This window comes from Azospirillum formosense, from assembly GCF_040500525.1.
In the GTDB taxonomy this organism is placed as follows: domain Bacteria; phylum Pseudomonadota; class Alphaproteobacteria; order Azospirillales; family Azospirillaceae; genus Azospirillum; species Azospirillum formosense_A.
In genome coordinates this window covers 153,041-173,303 of sequence record NZ_CP159406.1, presented here as the reverse complement: position 1 = coordinate 173,303, position 20,263 = coordinate 153,041, and the positions used below count along the sequence as shown (strand labels likewise).

Below are 20,263 nucleotides of genomic sequence, written 5' to 3'. Positions count from 1 at the left end.
CCATTCGAAAAATTTTCAAGAAAAGTGGAGGTTTTAGATGGATTTGACTGTTGAATTGTACGATTCGCGCGAGAAAAAAGAAAAAATTAATCTATCTCATATTGAAATAAGAGCTTTTTCTCCCATTGCCTTTGATCGATGGGGATTTCCAACTCGCGTCACACATGAAGAAGAGATTTACAGATATTTCGATTTTTACGGCGTCACAGAAGACTGTTATGCCTATTTTGTTCGTGATTTCTTCTCACAAACAACTGCAACTCTGACATCATTCACGTCAGCCGAAGCAGATCTGATCCGGCGTGTTTCGGATCAGGCGGCGGAACTGGTGCGGTCGCGGATAGGCCAGGAGCGACGCCCCATCAATGGCCTTCTGGCTCAGATCGGCCTGTTCCGGATCATCATGGCCGCCACCGGCGCCTTCGGGCAGCCGGGCGTGTCCGTCTTCGAAATCGGTCCTGGAAGCGGCTATCTGGGCGCTCTTCTGGTGGCCGCCGGCCAGCGATACGCGTCCACGGACATCACGCAAGGCTTCTATCTCTGGCAGAACCGTTTTCTGAGGGGGCTGGCCGGCGACCGCCTTCATGAGTGGGCGGAGAACGGTCCCCCGGAGGATCCCGGCCGGTTTCAGGTCAACCATATCCCCTGGTGGGAGTATCTGGCCCTGCGCAAGACGCGGCGCCTGAAGGCCGATGTCGTCGTCTCGAACGCCGTGTTGTGCGAGATGACAAGCGATGCCCTTCGCTACACGGCGCGGGCCGCCCGCGACATGTTGAGCGGTTCGCCGATCGGGATGGTCCTGTACGGCGCGATTGGCTGGGAGCAGGAAACGAACCATGCCGACGTGAAGCGCGCCTTCATTGAGGCGGGCTTCAAGCCGGTGGCCAACCGCCTGTTCTCTGCTTTTCTGCTGGAAGAGAACGAGGTGCCACCCGCCTTCAACGACCTCTCCAACGACATCCCGCTGTTCGGCGAAGGACCGGCCTCCTTCGATGCCCTCGACATTCTTGCGCTCGGCGAACCGGGAGACCGGAAGCTTTCGCCCGAAATCGATTTCCTGTCCTATATCGGCGTGTTCACGCCGCCGCAGCGATGCCTGACGCTGACCGATCGCGACCGCGATTTCTTCGCCAGGGTGCCCTACCCCTACTCGGCCCAGGATTTCGCGCGCAAGATCATGGTCGCCCGCCGCGCCGCGGCGAACCGGCTCAAGCCGGGACGTATCTGTGTTTATCCGCTCGGCGACCAGACGAAGGCGATTCTGGATGTTCTGGAAAGCCGGAACGACATCCAGATCGCAGCGATCCTGGACCAGAAGGCAAAACCGGGATCGCGGTTCAACGGTCACACGCTGCTCGCCCCCGAGCAGGGTGCATCCGATGCGTTGTCCGATGTGGATTACATCCTCATATCGCATCAGAATGAAGCCACGTTCCTCTCCGAGCTGCATCGGCTCGGCGTACCGGACAGCAAGATAGCCACCATTCACCTGGAGGCGGAGAGGTCGGGTTGGCCTAAGGAGGCTGAGGAAGTCGAGTACATCAATATCATGACTTCGGCTTGGCGCTCGTCTCTCTACAACTACGGACGATCGTTCTAATTGCCCAAAACAAAACTGCTTTTCTTGCCGTAAAATTATTACTAACGACTGGCATTTCCCATGCGCATTCTCATGCTCTGCCTACAGCCGAGGCCGACCGATGCGACGATCGAGGAGGTTCCCGATCCGATCGAGCACGAAATCTTCGGTCGGTGGGAGTTTTCCCCCCTTGCGATCAATCAGGAGCCGGACACCTGTCCCTATCCATCATGGGAGAGGCTTGACCAGAACTGGAGGCGTGGCGATCCCGCCCTGATGCGGCTGTACGAGCGGATCGCCATGGCAGCCGGCGAGCACGACGTCCTCATCAATTGGGCGGGCTGGGGCCTCCACCCGGAGTTCACCCGCTTCCTGCCCTGCTTCACCGTGTCGATCTTCGCCGACGATCCCGACGATTCCGACATTGTGGGAACCCAACATCTGGTATCCGGGTACGATGCCGTCTTCACCAACAACCGCGGCTGCCTGGATTTGTACCGGTCCTGGGGGCGTCCCGACGCCCAATGGGCGCCGATCCTCGGATGGCCTGGCGCCACGTCGCGCCGCTGGGGGGGCGGCCGCGACGTGTTGGAGGGGCCGCGCGACGTCGACCTTTCCTTCATCGGGTCTCTCTGGAACACCGGCCGCTCTCCGCTGCTGGCCTTGTCCAAGCGCTTTCCGCAAGGGCGGTTCCATGGGCAGGACTGGCCGACGGGCATGCTGCCGACGGACGAGTTGCTGCCGCTTTACCGGCGCACCAAGATCGGCGTCAACCTGCATCGCTCGATCGGCCCGGTCAACCTGCGCACCTTTCAGCTCCCAGGCAACGGCGTCATGCAGATCTGCGACAACGCGCCGCTCCTTGCCGAGATTTTCGAGCCGGGGAAAGAGGTCGTGGCCGTCGATTCCACCGACGACATCGGCGATCTCATCGCTTACTACCTGGCGCATGACGAGGAACGGCGGTCCATAGCGGCCGGCGGATGGGACCGTTGGCACCGGGATTATTCCTTCGAACCGGGCATGCGCCGCCTGATGGAACGGATTTGCGTGATGCGGCGTGGCGGCGGCGGAGCCCTGCCCGGCGACCGGCGCCTGGACGTCGGGACCGCGGATCTGATCCGCTGCCTGATGAATCACGCCGTCGCCGGAACGGTGGCGATGTTCGGGGTCGGGTCCGATTGGCGGCGGGCCGCGACGATGGAGCCCCTGCTGCGCACGCTGGTGGCCAAAGGCCGCATCCGCCTGTACGATTCCTATCGGTGCGGTGAGGTCGAGGGCGGCGCGCTGATCCACCCGCCGGCCCGGCTCTCCGACGAGGACTTCCCGATCGTGTTGACGCCATCGGCCACGGCATTGCGGGCCCAGATCAGCTATGCCATGGTCGACCAGGGAATATCCCGCAAACGTCTGGTCGATCCCTACGGTAGCCGCTTCAATGCCCAGTTCCAGGGATGACGAAGGACGCGGTGCGTCTTTACCCAGAAGAAAAAATGCGAATACTCCTGGCATCCTTCATTCCCGATCAAGCGACCGAGATCAAGCCGCACTGGCCGCGGGCTTTGGATCATCCGTTGTTCGGCAGGATAGAGATCGGCTATCACCTTGAACCGCTGCGGTTCGGGCAGATACCGGACCGCCCCTTCTCCGAGTTGGATGCGGCTTGGCGTTCCGGAAAACGCGAGCTTCTGGAGATATACGAGCGCTTCGCCAAGGTCGCATCGGAGTACGACTGCGTCTACAACACGGGCGGCTGGCTTCTTCACCCGGAGTTCCTGCGCTCACTGGACTGCATGACGGTTCTGGTGTTCGGCGATGATCCGGAAGACACGGACGAGGCCTCCCGCTTCCTGGTCGACGGCTATGATCTGGTCTACACCAGCAATCTGGCATGCCTGGACCTGTACCGCTCCTGGGGGCGGACGGATGTGCGCTGGATACCGCTGGTTCCTCCCTCCGACGCGTACGACGACACGCTGACCGAAGCCGACGTGCTGACGGGCGACCGCCGGCAAGGCGTCACCTTCGTCGGCACGCTTTGGCCGGAGCGGCGCGACCGGCTGCTGGCCCTCGCGTCCCGCTTCCCGAGCGGTGCCTTTTTCGGCAGCCACTGGCCAAACGGTCGGCTGCCCGACGGTCAGCTTCTGCCGCTCTACCGGAACACGCAGATCGGCATCAATCTCCACCGGTCCATCGGCCCCTGCAACATCCGCCTGTTCCAGCTGCCCGCCAACGGGGTCATGCAGATTTGCGACAACGCGCCGTTCGCATCGCGCCTCTTCGAAGCCGGCAAGGAAATCGTCGTGTGCGATTCATCCGCCGATCTGCCGGACATCATCGACTATTATCTGAGGAACAAGGACGAACAGCGGCAGATCGCCCTGAACGGATGGTTGCGATGGAAGCGCGACTACAGCATCGCCGGCTACGTGCCGCGCTTCATGGGCGAGTTGTTCGTCGCCCATCGCCAGTGGAAGCACAGCCGGCGCGCGGCAGGGCCGGGAAGCAACGACCACAGCCGGCTGGCCGGCGCGCTGCTGGGCAATGCGGCGTCCGCACCGGTGCTGGTGGCCGGAGGGGCGCCCGCGCTCGACATCGCCGCGGCCATCGAGCCGGGCCTGCGGCCGCTGGCGGCGGCCGGCCGCATCGTCCAGGTGGCGGACCTGCCGACGGCGGCCCTGCCGGGTCCCCGGGTCACGTTGGATGAAGCGGTGCACGGAACCGGAACGATCCTGCTGGCGCCGGTCGATCCCTGGGCACGGGCCCGCTTGGCGGCGGATATCGCCGCAGCCGGTGTTTCCAGGTCCCGCCTGCTCGATCCCTACAACGTTCCAAAGGGCTGGGGTCCATGCCGATGAACGGATACAGCCTGTGGCGCCAGGATGCCGCCCTGACCCATCTCGATCCGTCGGCGTTCGACCTGATCTCCCTCGACGTTTTCGACACGCTCCTGCTGCGTCGATGCGGGCCGCCGGAGGCGGTCTTCGAACGGGTGGCGCAAGCCGCGCGGGCCGCAGCCCTGCTGGATCCGTCGATCACGGACGACGCCTTCGTCATCCTGCGCCGGCGGGCCGAAGCACAGGCCCGCCAACAAGCCAGGGGCGCGGCCCGAGGCGAGATCCGCCTGACCGACATCTACCAGCAACTCGGCATGCCCGGCGTCGACCGCGCGGCCCTGGAACGGCTGGAGCGGGAAGCCGAACGGGAAACGGTGGTCGCCAATCCCATCCTGGCCGACTTCCTGCGGGACCTGCGCCGGCGGGGAATGCCCGTCGTTCTCGTCTCCGACATGTATCTGGAAGCACGGGACATCCGGAATCTGCTCGACTCGGCCGGCATTGCGGCGGGCCGGGACTACGAGCGTCTGTATGTCTCCTGCGAACACGGCGCGTCGAAAGCTGGCGGCGCCCTGTTCCGGATGATGCTGGCCGACCGCCCCGGCCTGCCCCCCGCGCGCGTCCTTCACATCGGGGACAACCCGGTCACGGACAAGGCGGGAGCCACGGCCGCAGGCATCCAGCCGCTGCATTACGCGCCTTCGGAGCGGCTGGTCGAGATGCTGCGGCGCGAGACGTTGCTTGGCTATCGGTCATGCGGGCCGCTGGCGGCGTCGCGTGGCCTTGCCGCACGCGGCGCGGTGGAGACGGAGCCCGAGGACCGTTTCTGGCACGGCTACGGTGCGACCGTCATCGGGCCGATTGCCGTTCATTACGCGAATTGGGTCGTGCGCGATGCGGCGGCCCGCGGAATCCGCCGCATCGCGCCGTTGATGCGCGAAGGGGAGTTGCTGGGCCAGCTGATGGTGATGGAAGCCGGAAGGCTCGGCATCGATGTGGAAGTCACGCCCTTGGCGGTGTCGCGCGCAGCGCTTTACCTGCCATCCCTGACCGCGTTCGGCGAGGCGGAATTCCGCCAGTTGGGGGCCGAAATCTATCTGACGGTGCGGGACGCGGCGGCCATGCTCGATCTCGGCCCGCTGCCGGAAGCGCTTCGGATCCATGGCGACGTTCCCCTGGTGGACCTGCTGGGTGCCGAGTTCGGAGAAAACGCGGAGGGGTATCGGGCGCTCCGCTTGTTCCTGCTGGGGGAAACGACACAGGACCGCATCCTCGCCAGGGCGCGCCAGGCGCGCGGCGATCTCATCGCCTACCTGGAGGAGCAGCTCGCCGATGCCGGCCCGGTGGCTCTGGTGGACATCGGCGCGCGGGGGTCGATGTTCGAGCGGTTGGCCCGGATACCGGAGCTGAAAGCCCGATACGATTTCCACGGATACATCTTCTACGCCACTCCGGAAGCGCTCCACCGGATGGCGCAGGGCATCAGCCTGCGAACACACATGCCTTTGACCGCGAGGGCGCTCGAACGGGCAACGGTCGTCTATCGCAGTCCGCAGTTCCTGGAACTGCTCCTGAACGGCGAGGCCGAGACGACAGCCGGCTATCACCGGAACGCGGACGGCCGGGTCGTCCCGGTCGTTTCGCCGGCCCAACTCAGCGATGCCCAGCGGAGGGCCTTGCGCGCCTGCCGAAGCGGAATCTTCGACTACCGTGAGCAGTGGGCGCGGCTTGCCGGCGCGGGCAGCGCCTGGGATGCCGAGGTCGCCCCCGACTCCCTCCTCGGCATCCTGTACAGGGCGGTGCATCTGCCGACCGAAGAGGAGGCGCGGCGGATCGGGCGGCTCACCTTCGACGTCAACAATGGATCGCCGATCATCAGGCCGCTGTGCGACGATGCGGCCCATCAGGCGCTTGAGTCGGTCTGCGCCGCCGCCCCTCCCGCGCTGTGGCTGAGTTTGGCGCTGCAGACGCGGCCGTCCGACGTGCCATGGCCGCAAGGGACACTGGCCTTGGCCCGGGCCGGGCATGTCGAGGAGATGATCGACGGCGCACAGGGCGGGTTCGGGCACAGGACCATCTGCCGCCAACTCGTTCATCTCGTCCGAAGCGCCGGCATCGACCGGTTCATTCTCTGCGCCGCCGGTGGAAAGGGAGGCATGGGGCCGGCCTTTCTCGACGTTGCCCGCGAGGCCGGGATCGAATGCGTCGGATACGCCGACCTTCTGGTGACGGACGATGGGGTCGGCGATGGTATGGAGTTGAGTCTGGTGGAAGCCGCCGGGCAGGATTGCCGCGACATCGTCGTGGCCAGTGTCGGCTACGGTCAGGCTATTCTCGCCGCGTTGCGGAAGAACAGGCGGGAGGATGGCCAGGCGTTGCGCTGCTGGTGGTACGACGGCGCAAGCTTCCGCTCCGACCGCCTCTCCTGACCGTCCCCCCGTCCCATCGGGGCGTCAGTGTTCCAGCGTGCGGCGCTGCCGGCTGGTGCGCGGATCGCTGTTGTCCTGGGCGGCGAAGGCGATGGCGTTGTGCCGGTGGGCACAGCCGCCGTGTCCGAATTCCCGCAGACGGCTGAAGGATGCGCGGTTTCCCGAGAGGAAACCCATTCTCACACAGCCTCGCCGGCGAACGGCCAAAGCGATCGTCCCTCCGGCTCAACGGCCACCGATCACCGGATAGGGGACGGTCCCTCCATCATCCCGGGGTAACGGCACGTGGATGCCGTCGTGTTTGGTCGGGTCGTTCCCCGAAACAGGCGGCATGCGTTTCACGTCGCCTCGATTTTCCACAGTCTATCTGACGGCTTTATGGGCACAACGCCATTTCCAAAGGCAGATTCAGCAAAGACATCCTGAAAATCACGTTATAAAGCATAGCTTTACAACGCAACCCGAGATATTTACTATACACGCAGGATTGACAAAAATTTTTATGAACAATATAAATTGATTATTTGCTTCATGATGGTGGTGCATAAATGAAGATATTTTGCGATTGCAAACATTCGCCTTTTTCTTAAGAGAGTATTTGAAATATTGTAAGTATTTTGCGGTTTTCTAGATCAATTCACAAGCCATCGAATGCCGTTCATCAATGAAAGGGACTTTCATGTCCAACACGACAGCGGAGCTTGAAACGCTCCTCATGCAGCGGTCGCTGACCGACGCGCAGCTTCTGGAGGCGGCGGACGCCGCGGCGGACTTCCGCATCCTACCGAACGCGACGGTGCTCAAGATCGGTGGGCAGAGCGTCATCGACCGCGGCCGCGCGGCCGTCTACCCGCTGGTCGACGAGATCGTCGCCGCCCGTAAGGAACACAAGCTGCTGATCGGGACCGGCGCGGGCACCCGCGCCCGCCACCTCTACTCGATCGCGGCGGGGCTCAACCTGCCGGCCGGCTTGCTCTCCCAGCTCGGCGGCTCGGTCGCCGACCAGAACGCCGCGATGCTCGGCCAACTCCTCGCCAAGCACGGCATCTCCGCGGTGGACGGCGCCGGCTTGTCATCGGTACCGTTATTCCTGGCCGAAGTGAACGCCGTCGTCTTCAGCGGCATGCCGCCCTACAAGCTGTGGATGCGCCCCGCCGCCGAGGGCGTCATTCCGCCCTACCGCACCGACGCCGGCTGTTTCCTGGTGGCCGAACAGTTCGGCTGCAAGGCGATGATCTACGTGAAGGACGAGAACGGGCTCTACACCGGAAACCCGAAGACGTCCAAGAACACCACCTTCATCCCCAAAATCTCGGTGGACGAGATGAAGGCGAAGGGGCTCCAGGACTCGATCCTGGAATTCCCGGTGCTCGACCTGCTGAAGAACGCCCGCCACGTACGCGAGGTGCAGGTCATCAACGGCCTCGTCCCCGGCAACCTGACCCGCGCGCTCGCCGGCGAGCATGTCGGCACCATCATCACCGCGTGCTGAAGGACCACACGCCATGCCCGACACCCAGCACAAGAAGCATGCCAACAGCATCAAGCATGTGGCCTCGCCGCTCGCGCGCCAGACCCTTCTCGACGGCAGCCTGACCACCCCGGTCGCCGGCGTCCGCCCGATCCGCCTGCTGCCCTGGCTCCAAGTCGTGAAGATCGGCGGGCGGTCGATCATGGACCGCGGCCACGAGGCGATCCTGCCGATCGTCGAGGAGATTCGGAGCGTTCTTCCCGAACACCGACTGCTGATCCTGACCGGCGCCGGCATCCGCGCCCGCCATCTCTACAGCGTCGGGCTGGATCTCGGCCTGCCGGTCGGCTCGCTCGCCCCGCTCGCCGCGACCGAGGCCGGGCAGAACGGCCACATCCTGGCCTCGCTGCTCTCGCCCGACGGCGTGTCCTACGTCGAGCACGGGACCATCGCGAACCAGCTCGCGGTCCATCTGTCGGCCGCCCGCGCGGTGGTGGGGAGCGCCTTCCCGCCCTACCACCACCACGAGTTCCCCGGCTCGCGCATTCCGCAGCACCGGGCCGACACCGGGGCCTTCCTGCTGGCCGACGCGCTGGGCGCCGCCGGGCTGACCATCGTGGAGGATGTGGACGGCATTTACACCGCCGACCCGAATGGCCCCGAGGGCGGCGCGGCGGAGTTGCTGCACGAGACCACCGCCGCCGAGTTGGCGAAGCGGGGCGGCACGCTGCCGCTGGACGGCGCGCTGCTGGAGGTGATGGCGAACGCCCGTCACCTGGAGCGCGTGCAAGTCGTGAACGGGCTGGTTCCGGGCCGCCTGACCGCCGCGCTGCGCGGCGGGCATGTCGGCACCATCATCCGAACGGGCGCCCAGGCGGCCTGAGCGGCGTCTCCGACCGGCCGCAGACCAAGGCCCCGAGGGCCGGCGCGGGAATGAGCCGCGCCGGCCCTCGGGGCCTGTCGTTTTTCCATCATGACCGGGCCGGACGGAGCATCCACCGGATGCCCTTCGCGAGGACAGGTTAATCCTATCGATCGCGTCAGCCTCTTCCGGGATCACTCTTCCTCTTGTCGGATTAAATTAATAACCGTCATCTGACTGAACAAATTGCTACTATTGAAATCATATCCATATATCTGTCAGTCCTACAGCTTAGCATGAGTTATTTCTTATTAGGGCATTGCAGGAATATGCTGTGTGAAATCATGTGATAGGGGCCGCCCTACGATTTTCCTGTGAAGGAAGTGACAGGACGCCCCAACGATCACAACGAAATCCACGGAGAGTTCCCTTGAACGAAGTCATCATCGCGGACGCCGGGATCGACGATCTCGCCGGGCTGCTCACCCGTTGCCGTCCCGACGTTCAGGTCACGCTCGTTTCCGCCACCGACGACGCCCATACGGTCCTGGCCGGGGTTCTCGCACAGCGGCCATCCGCCGTGCATCTGGTCGCTCACGGAAAGCCGGGAAGCCTGCTGCTCGGCGCCCATCCTCTGGACGCGCGGTCCCTGGCCGACCGTTCCTGGCCCGATGCGCAGGGCACCGAAATTCATCTCCACGCCTGTCATGCCGCCGCCGGCGAGGCCGGCCGCCGGTTCATCGACCGGTTGGCCGCGGCGACCGGCGCCACGGTCGCCGCCTCCTCGGGTCCGGTGGGTCCCGCGGCGCAAGGCGCTTCCTGGGAGCTTGACGTGCGGACCGCGCCGGTGACGGCAACCTCTCCGTTCGCCGGGGCCGAGAGCTGGCAGCATGTCCTGGCGGTGACCGGCACCGCGACCGATGGAAACGACACGCTGAGCAGCGACGATGCCGCCGATCTCCTGGACGGCGGCATCGGCAACGACGTTCTGATCGGCAACGGCGGCAATGACACGCTGATCGGCGGCCTGGGGCACGACACCATGGACGGTGGGGCCGGAGCCGACGTGTTCGACGGCGGCGATGGCTTCGACATCGTCACCTACGAGAACGCCACCTCCGGCATGGTCATCGACATCGGCAATCCGGCGAACAGCACGGGCGACGCCGCGGGCGACACCTTCACCGGAATCGAGCGCTGGATCGGCTCCAACTTCGCCGACACCATGGTGGCCGGCAACGACCCGGTGTGGTTCTGGGGCCATGCGGGCGACGACGTGGAGATCGGCGGCGCCGGCAACGACACGATGGAGAGCGGCGACGGCAACGACACCGTCTACGGCGGGGCCGGGGATGACCGGATCTACAGCCGCGCCGACAACGACGTGCTCTATGGCGAGGACGGCAACGACCTGATCTACGGCGGCTGGGGCAACGACATGCTCGACGGCGGCGCCGGCAACGACACCCTGTTCGGTGAAGGGGATACCGACACCATGTACGGGGGCGCCGGCGACGACAGCATGGACGGCGGCCAGGGCAACGACCTGATGTACGGCGGCGACGGCAACGACACGCTGATCGGCGGCATCGGCCACGACACCATGGAGGGCGGCGCCGGGGCCGACGTGTTCGACGGCGGCGACGGCTTCGACGAGGTGACCTACGCGAACGCCACCGCGGGCATCGTTCTGGATCTGCGCAACCCGGCGAACAGCACGGGCGACGCCGCGGGCGACACCTTCACCAACATCGAGCGCTGGATCGGCAGCGAATTCGACGACCGGCTGGTCGGCAACGACAACGGCGTCTGGTTCTGGGGCCACGGCGGCAACGACGTCGAGATCGGCGGCGCCGGCAACGACACGATGGAAAGCGGCATCGGCAACGACACGATCTATGGTGGCGGCGGCGACGACCGGGCCTTCGGGCGGGCCGACGACGACATGCTGTACGGCGAGGACGGCAACGATCTGCTGGCCGGCGGCGGCGGCAACGACATGCTCGACGGCGGCACCGGCAATGACACGCTGATCGGCGACTGGGGCGTCGACACGATGATCGGCGGCGACGGCGACGACGTCTTCTACAGCGGCGCGCATGATCCCCTGCCGGAGGCCGACGTCATCCAGGGCGGGGCCGGCAACGACACCTTCATCATCGCCGCGCAGAGCGATGCCGGCACGGTCAACTACGACGGCGGCGACGGCACCGACACGCTGCGCGTCAGTTCCGACAACATCGCCGATCCGGAAAACAAGATCACCACGGCGACGCCGCAGATCGACATCTCCGGCATGACCCTGACCAGCGTGGAAAGGCTGGAACTGACCGGCAGCCTGCGCCACACGGTGACGATGACCGTGGCCCAGGCCAACGGCTTCACCGCCGGCATCACCGGGGCCACCGGCGGCGACGTCTTCACCATCACCGGCACGGCGATGGCCGGCGCGGTCACCGCCGGCAACGGCAGCCAGCTCACCGCCGGGCAGGTCCAAGCGGAAACGGTGAACGGCGTCACCCTGCTGCACATCGGCACCGACGCCACGGCGGGCGCCGACGTCACACTGCGCTTCGCCGGGGGCTTCACGGCGGACCAGTTCCAGGTCAGCGGCAGCGGGATCACCCTGAGCGGAACGCCCTCGACCCCGCCGACGACGGAGCCGCCCGTCACCACCCCGCCGGTCACGACCCCGCCCACCACCGAACCGCCGACCACGACGCCGCCGACGACGGAGCCGCCGGTGGACAACCGTCCCTTCGCCGCCATGCAGCGGACGGTGGACGGCGTGACCGAGGACGTGAAGGCCTACGCCTACGACGGCCCGGTCTCCAACCTGCAATGGAGCTTCCTGGGCGACGCCCGCGGCGAGGTGCTGGGCGGATCGGACGGCAACGACTTCATGAACCTGCTGGGCGGCGACGACGCGGCGTGGGGCGGGGCCGGCGACGACGTGCTGGATGGCGGCGCGGGCTCCAACTGGCTGATCGGCGGGTCGGGCAAGGACACCTTCTTCGTCGACGGCCGGGGCGGCCAGATCACCTGGTCCACCGTCACCGACCTGGAGCAGGGCGAATGGTCGACCCTGTGGGGCTACAAGGAGGGCGTTTCGAAACTCTCCTGGGAGGAGATGGGCGGCGCCGAGGGCTACAAGGGCGCCACGGTCCGCTGCGACCTCGACGGCAACGGCACCATCGACGCCAGCATGACCTTCACCGGCAAGACCGTGGGCGCGATGAGCGTGACCACCGGGACGGTGGGCGACCAGAACTACATCGCCTTCATCACCCTGTGACCTGACACCGTCTGAACAGCGCCGGCCCGGGGAAACCTCGCCCCGGGCCGGCTCTTTTTTTGGGAGGCTCGGCCGATCGGTCCGTCGGGCGGGAGCAGTCCGTTTCGGGAAGGGATCCCTCGAAATTGCCGATTGGAATCGCCGTGTTTTCCTCAGCCCTCTCTTGATGGATAAGCAACCCACCTGAACTTCGTAGAACACTCCCCGATCATATGAATAATGATTTTGCTGTTATCAAGCAAGATAACGCATCAAGCAAGATCACATCATGACGATGTGTTATTTCTTCTTGGGCAATTGCAGGATGCATCTCCGAAGGCGCATGTGAATGGGTGTCGCGCTACCCCGTATCCGTGAACGATGCGACCGGGCGCCCAGCGATCACAACAAAATCCACGGAGAGTCTCCCTTGACCGAAGTCATCATTGCGGACGCTGGACTTGAGGATCTCGACGGGCTGCTCAGCCGCCGCCGTTCCGACGTCCAGGTCACGCTCGTCTCCGCCGCCGACGATGGTCATGCCGTGCTGGCCGCGGCCCTCGCCGAGCGCCCGTCCGTCCTGCATCTGGTCGCCCATGGCGAGCCGGGACGGGTCCTGATCGGCACCCAGCCGCTGGACGCGCGGTCGCTGCTCGACCGGTCCTGGCCGGACGCGCGCGGCACCGAGATCCACATCCACGCCTGTCATGCCGGTGCGGGCGAGGCGGGCCGTCTTCTTCTCGACCGGCTGGCTGCCGCCACGGGCGCCGCGGTCGCCGCCTCTTCGGGTCCGGTCGGTCCCGACGCGCTGGGGGCCTCCTGGACCCTCGACCAGAGCACCGCGCCGGTCGGCGCCTCCTCCCCCTTCGCGGCGGTTGAGGGCTGGACCCATGTGCTGGCCGTGACCGGCACCACGACGGCGGGTCCCGACCTGCTGACCAGCGACGACGCCCCCGACGTGATCGAAGGCGGAGCCGGGAACGACACGCTGATCGGCGGCGACGGCAACGACACGCTGATCGGCGGGGCCGGGGCCGATGTTCTGAACGGCGGCGGCGGCTTCGACGAGGCCTCCTACGAGACCGCCACCTCGGGCATCGTGCTGGATCTGCTCACCCCGGGCAACAGCACGGGGGACGCTGCGGGCGACACCTTCATCGACATCGAGCGCTGGGTTGGCTCCAACTTCGACGACACCATGGTGGCCGGAAACGACCCCGTGTGGTTCTGGGCCCATGACGGCGCCGATTCGGTGACCGGGGGAGCCGGCGCCGACACACTGGAGAGCGGCAACGGCAACGACACCGTCCATGGCGGGGCCGGCAACGACCAGATCTACGGGCGGGCCGACGACGACATGCTGTATGGCGACGACGGCGACGACCTGCTGGTCGGCGGCGGCGGCAAGGACAGCCTGATGGGCGGCGCCGGCAACGACACGCTGATCGGTGACTGGGACGCCGACACGATGATCGGCGGCGATGGCGACGACACCTTCTACAGCGGCGAACACGGCACCCTGAACGAGGCCGACGTCATCCAGGGCGGGGCCGGCAACGACACCTTCATCATCGCCTCCCAGGGCGACGCCGGCACGGTCAACTACGACGGCGGCGACGGCACCGACACGCTGCGCGTCAGCTCCGACGATGTGACCGATCCGGAAGGCAAGATCACCACGGCGACGCCGCAGATCGACATCTCCGGCATGACCCTGACCAGCGTGGAAAACCTCGATCTGGTCGGCAGCCTGCGCCACACGGTGACGATGACCGTGGCCCAGGCCAACGGCTTCACCGCCGGCATCACCGGGGCGATGGTGGGCGACGCTTTCACCATCACCGACACGAACGTCACCGGAACGGCCACCGCCGGCAACGGCAGCCAGCTCACCGCCGGGCAGATCCAGGCGGAGACGGTGGACGGCGTCACCCTGCTGCACATCGGCACCGACGCCACGGCGGGCGCCGACGTCACACTGCGCTTCGCCGGCAGCTTCGCCGCCGGCCAGTTCCAGATGAGCGGCGGCACCATCACCCTGGTGGACGCGCCGGTGACGCCCCCCACCACCGAACCGCCGGTCACCGAGCCGCCGGTCACCACGCCTCCGACGACGGAGCCGCCCGTCACTACCCCGCCGGTCACGACCCCGCCCACCACCGAACCGCCGGTCACGACGCCGCCGACGACGGAGCCGCCGGTGGACAACCGTCCCTTCGCCGCCATGCAGCGGACGGTGGACGGCGTGACCGAGGACGTGAAGGCCTACGCCTACGACGGCCCGGTCTCCAACCTGCAATGGAGCTTCCTGGGCGACGACCGCGGCGAGGTGCTGGGCGGATCGGACGGCAACGACTTCATGAACCTGCTGGGCGGCGACGACGCGGCGTGGGGCGGAGCCGGCGACGACGTGCTGGATGGCGGCGCGGGCTCCAACTGGCTGATCGGCGGGTCCGGCAAGGACACCTTCTTCGTCGACGGCCGGAACGGCCAGACCACCTGGTCCACCGTCACCGACCTGGAGCAGGGCGAATGGTCGACCCTGTGGGGCTACAAGGAGGGCGTTTCGAAACTCTCCTGGGAGGAGATGGGCGGCGCCGAGGGCTACAAGGGCGCCACGGTCCATTGCGACCTCGACGGCAACGGCACCATCGACGCCAGCATGACCTTCACCGGCAAGACCGTGGGCGCGATGAGCGTGACCACCGGCACGGTGGGCGACCAGAACTACGTCGCCTTCATCACCCTGTGACCTGACCCCACCTGAACAGCGCCGGCCCGGGGAAACCTCGCCCCGGGCCGGCCTTTTCCATTGCTCCCGGATGTTGATGCCGGGTGTTGATGCAATAGGCCCGACCATCAACCTTGACCGATTCGAGCGTCCATCGTATCGGTTGAACACGGCAAGCGCATTCGCTGTGGAGGTTGACGTGCGTGGCGAAGACATGAGGCTCCTGCGCGAGGAGCGCAAACTTTCACAGCCGGATTTCGCGGCTTGGCTGAACGAGCGGCTGGAGCGGCGCTACGACCGGTCCAAGATCTCCCGTTGGGAAAGCAACAGCGAGAAGATCCCCGACGCGGTGGTCCGCTTCCTGCTGAAGGAAACGGCTGTGGTCGACGGCCGTCATGGCCCGGCACTGGTGGTTTGCCTGGCCAACCAGAAGGGCGGTGTCGGCAAGACCACCTGCACGGTGAACACGGCCAGCATTCTGGCGCGCGAAGGCTACCGCGTCCTGATCGTCGACGCCGACCCCCAGGCCAACGCAACGGCGCATCTCGGACTCGACCTGATCGAGTACGAGGAGGGCCGGCGCAAGTCGCTCGCCCATGTGCTGCGCGAGGAAGTCGCCATCGAGGACATCGTGGTCCCGATCGGTGACATCGGGCTTGAGATCGCCCCATCGAGCATCGAGTTGGCCTCCGTCGAGGTGGAGCTGACCGCCGATCCCAGCGGCCCGATGGCTCTGCGCGAGCGGTTGCAGGACGCGCGGTCGTCCTACGACTTCATCTTCGTCGACTGCCCGCCGAACCTGGGCCAGTGCACGGCCAACGGGCTGGTGGCGTCGGACATCATCGTCATCCCCTGCCAGACCGAATATCTGTCGTCCATCGGCGTCAACCATCTGCTGAAGACCATCAACAAGCTGAAACGGCGTTGCCACCCCAACCTGACCGTTCTGGGGATTCTTCCGACCATGCACAACGCCCGCTTGAACCAGCACCAGCTGACGCTGGAGCAGCTTCACACCGCGCTGGGAAGCACGCTGCGCATCTTCCCGCCGGTGCCGCGGGCGACGATCTACGGGGACGCCGCCCTTGCCGGACGCGCCGCCCTGGAGGCGGTTCCGGACGCGCCGGGAGCATCCTCCTACCGGGCTCTCGCCGACGCCATCGTCGCGGAGCGGCGCAAGCGCGTGGAGGTGGCCAATGTCGCGTAAACTCGGAACCGGGAACCTCGCCCGGCTGAACGCCATGAGCCGAGGCGCGCTCGCCGTCTTCGCCGAACCGGAGCAGGGGGTGCGGCTTGTCTACCCGGATGTGCAATGGATCGAGGCGAACCCCGACCAGCCGCGGCGCCGCTTTGACGAGGCGGACCTAGCCGCCCTGACGGACTCCATCCGCAAATACGGCCTGCAGCAGCCGATCGGTGTGCGGGAACTGGGGCCGAGCCGTTTCCAACTCGTCTTCGGAGAGCGGCGCCTGCGCGCGGTCCGCGCGCTCGGACAGCAGACGGTGCCCTGCATCCTGGTGCCGGACGGAATCGACACCGCCGAGGTGGCGGTGGTGGAAAACGTCCTGCGCGCCGACCTGACGCCCTTCGAGGAAGCCGACGCCTTCGTGGCGCTCGTCGAGAAGCACGGCTATTCCCACGCCGACCTTGGCCAGATCATGGGTCGGGACAAGGCGGAGATCACCCGGACCATCGGCCTGACGAGGGTGTCGGCGGAGGTGCGGGAGCGCTATGAAGCGTCGCCGAAGAAGGTGGCCCGCTACAGGCTCTACCAGATCGCCGCCATCGAGGAGCCGGCCGGGCAGTTGCAGGCGTGGAACGCGCTGGTCGCCGAGCCGTCCCTCTCCGCGCCCACCCCGGATGGGGACGGGGACGACCGCAACACGAGCGCCCCGCCCCGCCGGGAGGAGCCCGAAGCGGTGCTGAGCGCCTTCAGCCTGCGGGTCTCCCGGAACATCCTGCGCACGCGGGAGGCCCTGCAGGCGTTCCAGGAGAAGCCGAAGCGGCTGGGCGACCTGGACCGCGAGGTTCTTCAGGAACTGCGCGACACGATCGAGGACATCCTGAACAGGACGCGGTGAGAATTCTCACCGGCCAAAGCACCGTTGGCCGTCGCAAAAAGCACCGGTGAGAATTCTCACCGGTGCCGGACGTGCATCAGAACGCCTTCAGCTTCTTCCAGGCGAACAGAACCATGCGCAACAGCAGCCACCCATGGGTGAAGCGGCTGATCTGCGTCTCGCCGTAGCTGCGGTCGGCATAGCGGATCGGCACCTCGACGATTTCCAGGTTCAGCTTGGACGCGCCGAAGATCAGGTCGAAATCGCCGAAGGGATCGAAGTCGCCGAAGTAATGGCGGTTGGCGACGATCTGTTCGTAATCGCGCCTCCACAGCACCTTCGTTCCGCACAGCGTGTCGGTGAAGCGGGTGTTCAGAAGGAAGGAGAAAATGCGGGCGAAGGCGCGGTTGGCGATCCAATTGAGGAAGCGCATGGCCTGATCGGCCATCGGATAGACCAGCCGCGTGCCGTTGATGAACTCCCCCCGGCCGCTGGCGATGGCGCGGTAGAATTTGGGGAGGGCCTCCGGCGGAACGGTCAGGTCCGCGTCGAGGATCATCAGGATGTCGCCACGGGCCACGTTGAAGCCGGCGCGCACCGCATCGCCCTTGCCCTTGCCGGGCTGCTTCATGACCTTGATGTCCCAGTCCGGGTAGGCGGCCTGGACGCGCAGGCATTCCTCGTAGGTGTTGTCCTTGCTGTTGCCCTCGACATAGATGACCTCCAGGTCCGGGCAGAAGCGCGGCAGGCGGCGGATGGCGTTCTCGATGTTGCCACGCTCGTTCCGGCACGGGATCAGCACGGTGCAGGAGGGCGGCGGCGCCGAAGCCTGCGGGGCGGGGCGGGCCACCACGTAGTTGCGCAGGCACAGCTTGCGGACGCCGGGCAGCGGGGCGATGCTGCGGTTGATCAGCGTCCCCAGGCCGAGCAGGCGGCGCGGCACGAGTTGGCGCCACTCCCGCTTCACCGGCTGCCAGCCGGCCAGCGTCAGCAAGCCGGCGATGTCCGCGCTCGACAACCAGTTCATCTGCCCTTGCGGCATCTTCAGGCCCAGCCGCTCCGCAAGCTCGAGAACCGGCTCCCACAGGCGCGAATGATAACTGACGATGATGCGCGTCCGCGGCGTGGCGAAGCGCTGGAGATGGCGCAGCGTATCCTCGATGTCGTCCAGGAAGCCGACGGTGTCTGACAACAGGATCACGTCGAAGGTGCCGGCGACCCCTGCCAGGACCTCGGGGTCTTCGGCGTTGCCGGTGTGGAACTCCAGCTCCGGATGGCGCTGACGGGCCTGCGCGATCATCGCCGGGCTGAGGTCGATGCCGACCCCGCGCAAGGGCTGGAGAAAGGCCAGCGTATCCCCCGTGCCGCACCCCACCTCCAGCACCGACGCCCGCTCCGGAATGAGGAAGCGCAGATAGGCGCGATCCGATTCATGGAAGGCGCGGTTGCGCTCAACCCAGCGGTCGCGCTCCATGGCCAGCCGGTCGAACAGGGCCCGCACCCCTTCCTGTCGCGGCGACAAACGGTGCTCCCCATCGGCTTCGGCCGTGGTGGCGGGTACGGTTCCAGCAGTCTTGACGGTCATGGCACGTTCCGCAGCAACTTTTTGGGAAGCGTTTCGGCTTCCGTGGACGATAGGGATGGGCGGGAATGATCGCAGCGCGGGGGTTTGTCCCTCTGGGCCGGTCGGCGGGCGGTCCCGACGGCCAGCACGCTAATCGTCGGCCCCCGCAAAAAGCAACGGGCAAAAAGCGATGGACGGAAGGCGGCGGGAAACGGGGCGCCACGGCATCCGCGGCGCGATCGCGCTCCACGGAAGGGAGCGGCTTGTGCCGCCCCCCTGTTTTGCGCTTTCTATGACCGACGATCCTTGGTCAGAGGGGCATGATGGAGCGGGTGGATTGCGTGGTGGCCGGCGCCGGCGTGGTCGGGTTGGCGATTGCCCGGCGGCTGGCCCGCGCCGGCCGTGAGGTGGTCATTCTGGAAGCCGCGGAAGCGATCGGCACGGGCACCAGCTCACGCAATTCCGAGGTCATCCATGCCGGAATCTATTATCCCACGGGCAGCGTCCGGGCGCGGCTGTGCGTGGCGGGGCGCGACGCGCTCTACGCCTATTGCGCGGAGCACGGGGTGGATCATCGGCGCGTCGGCAAGCTGATCGTCGCCACCGACGAAGCCCAACTGCCGAAGCTGGAGGCCATCCGCGCCCAGGCGGCGGCAAACGGCGTGAACGATCTCCACGCCCTCTCCGCCGCCGAGGCCATGGCCTGGGAGCCCAACCTGCGCTGCGTCGGGGCGCTGGTGTCCCCGTCGACCGGGATCATCGACAGCCATGGGCTGATGCTGGCCCTTCAGGGCGACGCGGAGGCGGCGGGAGCCATGCTGGCCCTGCGAAGCCCGCTGGAGCAGGCCCGTTGCACGAGCGACGGCTTCGTCCTGGACGTCGGCGGGACCGAACCGATGCGCATCGCCTGCACCACCCTGGTCAACGCCGCCGGGCTGGGCGCCTGGGCCGTGGCCCGCGGGCTGGACGGGTTTCCCACCGACCGCGTGCCGCCGCGGGTGCTGGCCAAGGGCAATTACTACGCGCTCGCGCAAGGCGCTTCGCCCTTTTCCCGGCTGGTCTACCCGGTTCCGGTGGAAGGGGGGTTGGGCGTTCACCTGACGCTCGACCTCGCCGGGCAGGCCCGCTTCGGCCCCGACGTGGAATGGCTTCCCGCCGATCGGTACGACCGCATCGACTACGCCGTCGATCCCAGGCGGGCCGACAGCTTCTACGGCGAGGTGCGGCGCTATTGGCCCAGCCTGCCCGACGGCGCGCTGGTGCCGGCCTACTCCGGCGTCCGCCCGAAACTGAGCGGCCCCGGCCAGCCCCAGGCCGACTTCCTAATCCAAGGACCGGAGACCCACGGCATCGCCGGCCTCGTCAACCTGTTCGGCATCGAATCGCCGGGGCTGACGTCCTGCCTCGCCATCGCCGACGCGGTGGCGGACGCGCTTCGGCCGGCCGGCTGACTCCG

General features: G+C 66.4%; 13 protein-coding genes. 11 read left to right on the top strand and 2 right to left on the bottom strand.

The window, feature by feature from the left end:
* Positions 1–37: 37 nt before the first annotated feature.
* The 4 genes from ABVN73_RS27750 to ABVN73_RS27735 are packed head-to-tail and all read left to right on the top strand — an operon-like array spanning position 38 to position 6,845.
* Positions 38–1,600 carry a hypothetical protein gene (locus ABVN73_RS27750; RefSeq protein WP_353861979.1) on the top strand — a complete coding sequence of 521 codons (1,563 nt, stop codon included), beginning with the start codon at positions 38–40 and terminating at the stop codon, positions 1,598–1,600.
* Between the two features lie 60 nt (positions 1,601–1,660).
* Positions 1,661–3,037 (top strand): glycosyltransferase, encoded by a 1,377-nt coding sequence (locus ABVN73_RS27745; protein ID WP_353861978.1) that lies wholly within the window; start codon positions 1,661–1,663, stop codon positions 3,035–3,037.
* Complete coding sequence (locus ABVN73_RS27740; protein ID WP_353861977.1) at positions 3,034–4,437, top strand: glycosyltransferase; 1,404 nt, start codon at positions 3,034–3,036, stop codon at positions 4,435–4,437. The genes ABVN73_RS27745 and ABVN73_RS27740 overlap by 4 nt, the downstream gene beginning before the upstream one ends.
* Positions 4,428–6,845 carry an HAD family hydrolase gene (locus ABVN73_RS27735; protein WP_353861976.1) on the top strand — a complete coding sequence of 806 codons (2,418 nt, stop codon included), beginning with the start codon at positions 4,428–4,430 and terminating at the stop codon, positions 6,843–6,845. The genes ABVN73_RS27740 and ABVN73_RS27735 overlap by 10 nt, the downstream gene beginning before the upstream one ends.
* A gap of 24 nt (positions 6,846–6,869) precedes the next feature.
* On the opposite strand, the gene ABVN73_RS27730 is transcribed toward ABVN73_RS27735, so the two are convergent.
* Positions 6,870–7,022 (bottom strand): hypothetical protein, encoded by a 153-nt coding sequence (locus ABVN73_RS27730; RefSeq protein WP_353861975.1) that lies wholly within the window; start codon positions 7,020–7,022, stop codon positions 6,870–6,872.
* Positions 7,023–7,524: 502 nt separating this feature from the next.
* Between ABVN73_RS27730 and ABVN73_RS27725 the strand changes: the two genes are divergently transcribed.
* The 6 genes from ABVN73_RS27725 to ABVN73_RS27700 all read left to right on the top strand — a co-directional run bounded on the left by ABVN73_RS27725 (position 7,525) and on the right by ABVN73_RS27700 (position 17,264).
* Positions 7,525–8,337, top strand: a complete 813-nt coding sequence (locus ABVN73_RS27725; RefSeq protein ID WP_353861974.1) for a uridine kinase — start codon at positions 7,525–7,527, stop codon at positions 8,335–8,337.
* A 13-nt stretch (positions 8,338–8,350) separates the two neighbouring features.
* Entirely contained in the window at positions 8,351–9,199 is an 849-nt protein-coding gene (locus tag ABVN73_RS27720) for a molybdenum storage protein subunit alpha (RefSeq protein ID WP_353861973.1), read from the top strand.
* Between the two features lie 409 nt (positions 9,200–9,608).
* Positions 9,609–12,473 (top strand): DUF4347 domain-containing protein, encoded by a 2,865-nt coding sequence (locus tag ABVN73_RS27715; protein WP_353861972.1) that lies wholly within the window; start codon positions 9,609–9,611, stop codon positions 12,471–12,473.
* A 409-nt stretch (positions 12,474–12,882) separates the two neighbouring features.
* The gene (locus ABVN73_RS27710) at positions 12,883–15,204 is read left to right on the top strand and encodes a DUF4347 domain-containing protein (RefSeq protein ID WP_353861971.1); all 2,322 of its coding nucleotides are present in this window, start codon (positions 12,883–12,885) and stop codon (positions 15,202–15,204) included.
* A gap of 178 nt (positions 15,205–15,382) precedes the next feature.
* Complete coding sequence (locus ABVN73_RS27705) at positions 15,383–16,390, top strand: AAA family ATPase (protein WP_353861970.1); 1,008 nt, start codon at positions 15,383–15,385, stop codon at positions 16,388–16,390.
* On the top strand, positions 16,380–17,264 hold the full coding sequence (locus ABVN73_RS27700; protein WP_353861969.1) for a ParB/RepB/Spo0J family partition protein: 885 nt from the start codon (positions 16,380–16,382) through the stop codon (positions 17,262–17,264). The genes ABVN73_RS27705 and ABVN73_RS27700 overlap by 11 nt, the downstream gene beginning before the upstream one ends.
* A gap of 76 nt (positions 17,265–17,340) precedes the next feature.
* On the opposite strand, the gene ABVN73_RS27695 is transcribed toward ABVN73_RS27700, so the two are convergent.
* The gene (locus ABVN73_RS27695; RefSeq protein ID WP_353862051.1) at positions 17,341–18,717 is read right to left on the bottom strand and encodes a bifunctional class I SAM-dependent methyltransferase/glycosyltransferase family 2 protein; all 1,377 of its coding nucleotides are present in this window, start codon (positions 18,715–18,717) and stop codon (positions 17,341–17,343) included.
* Positions 18,718–19,130: 413 nt separating this feature from the next.
* Here ABVN73_RS27695 and ABVN73_RS27690 point away from each other — a divergent pair, with 413 nt between their 5' ends.
* A complete protein-coding gene (locus tag ABVN73_RS27690; RefSeq protein ID WP_353862050.1) occupies positions 19,131–20,258 on the top strand; it encodes an NAD(P)/FAD-dependent oxidoreductase in 1,128 nt (375 codons plus the stop codon).
* The last annotated feature ends 5 nt before the right edge of the window (positions 20,259–20,263 follow it).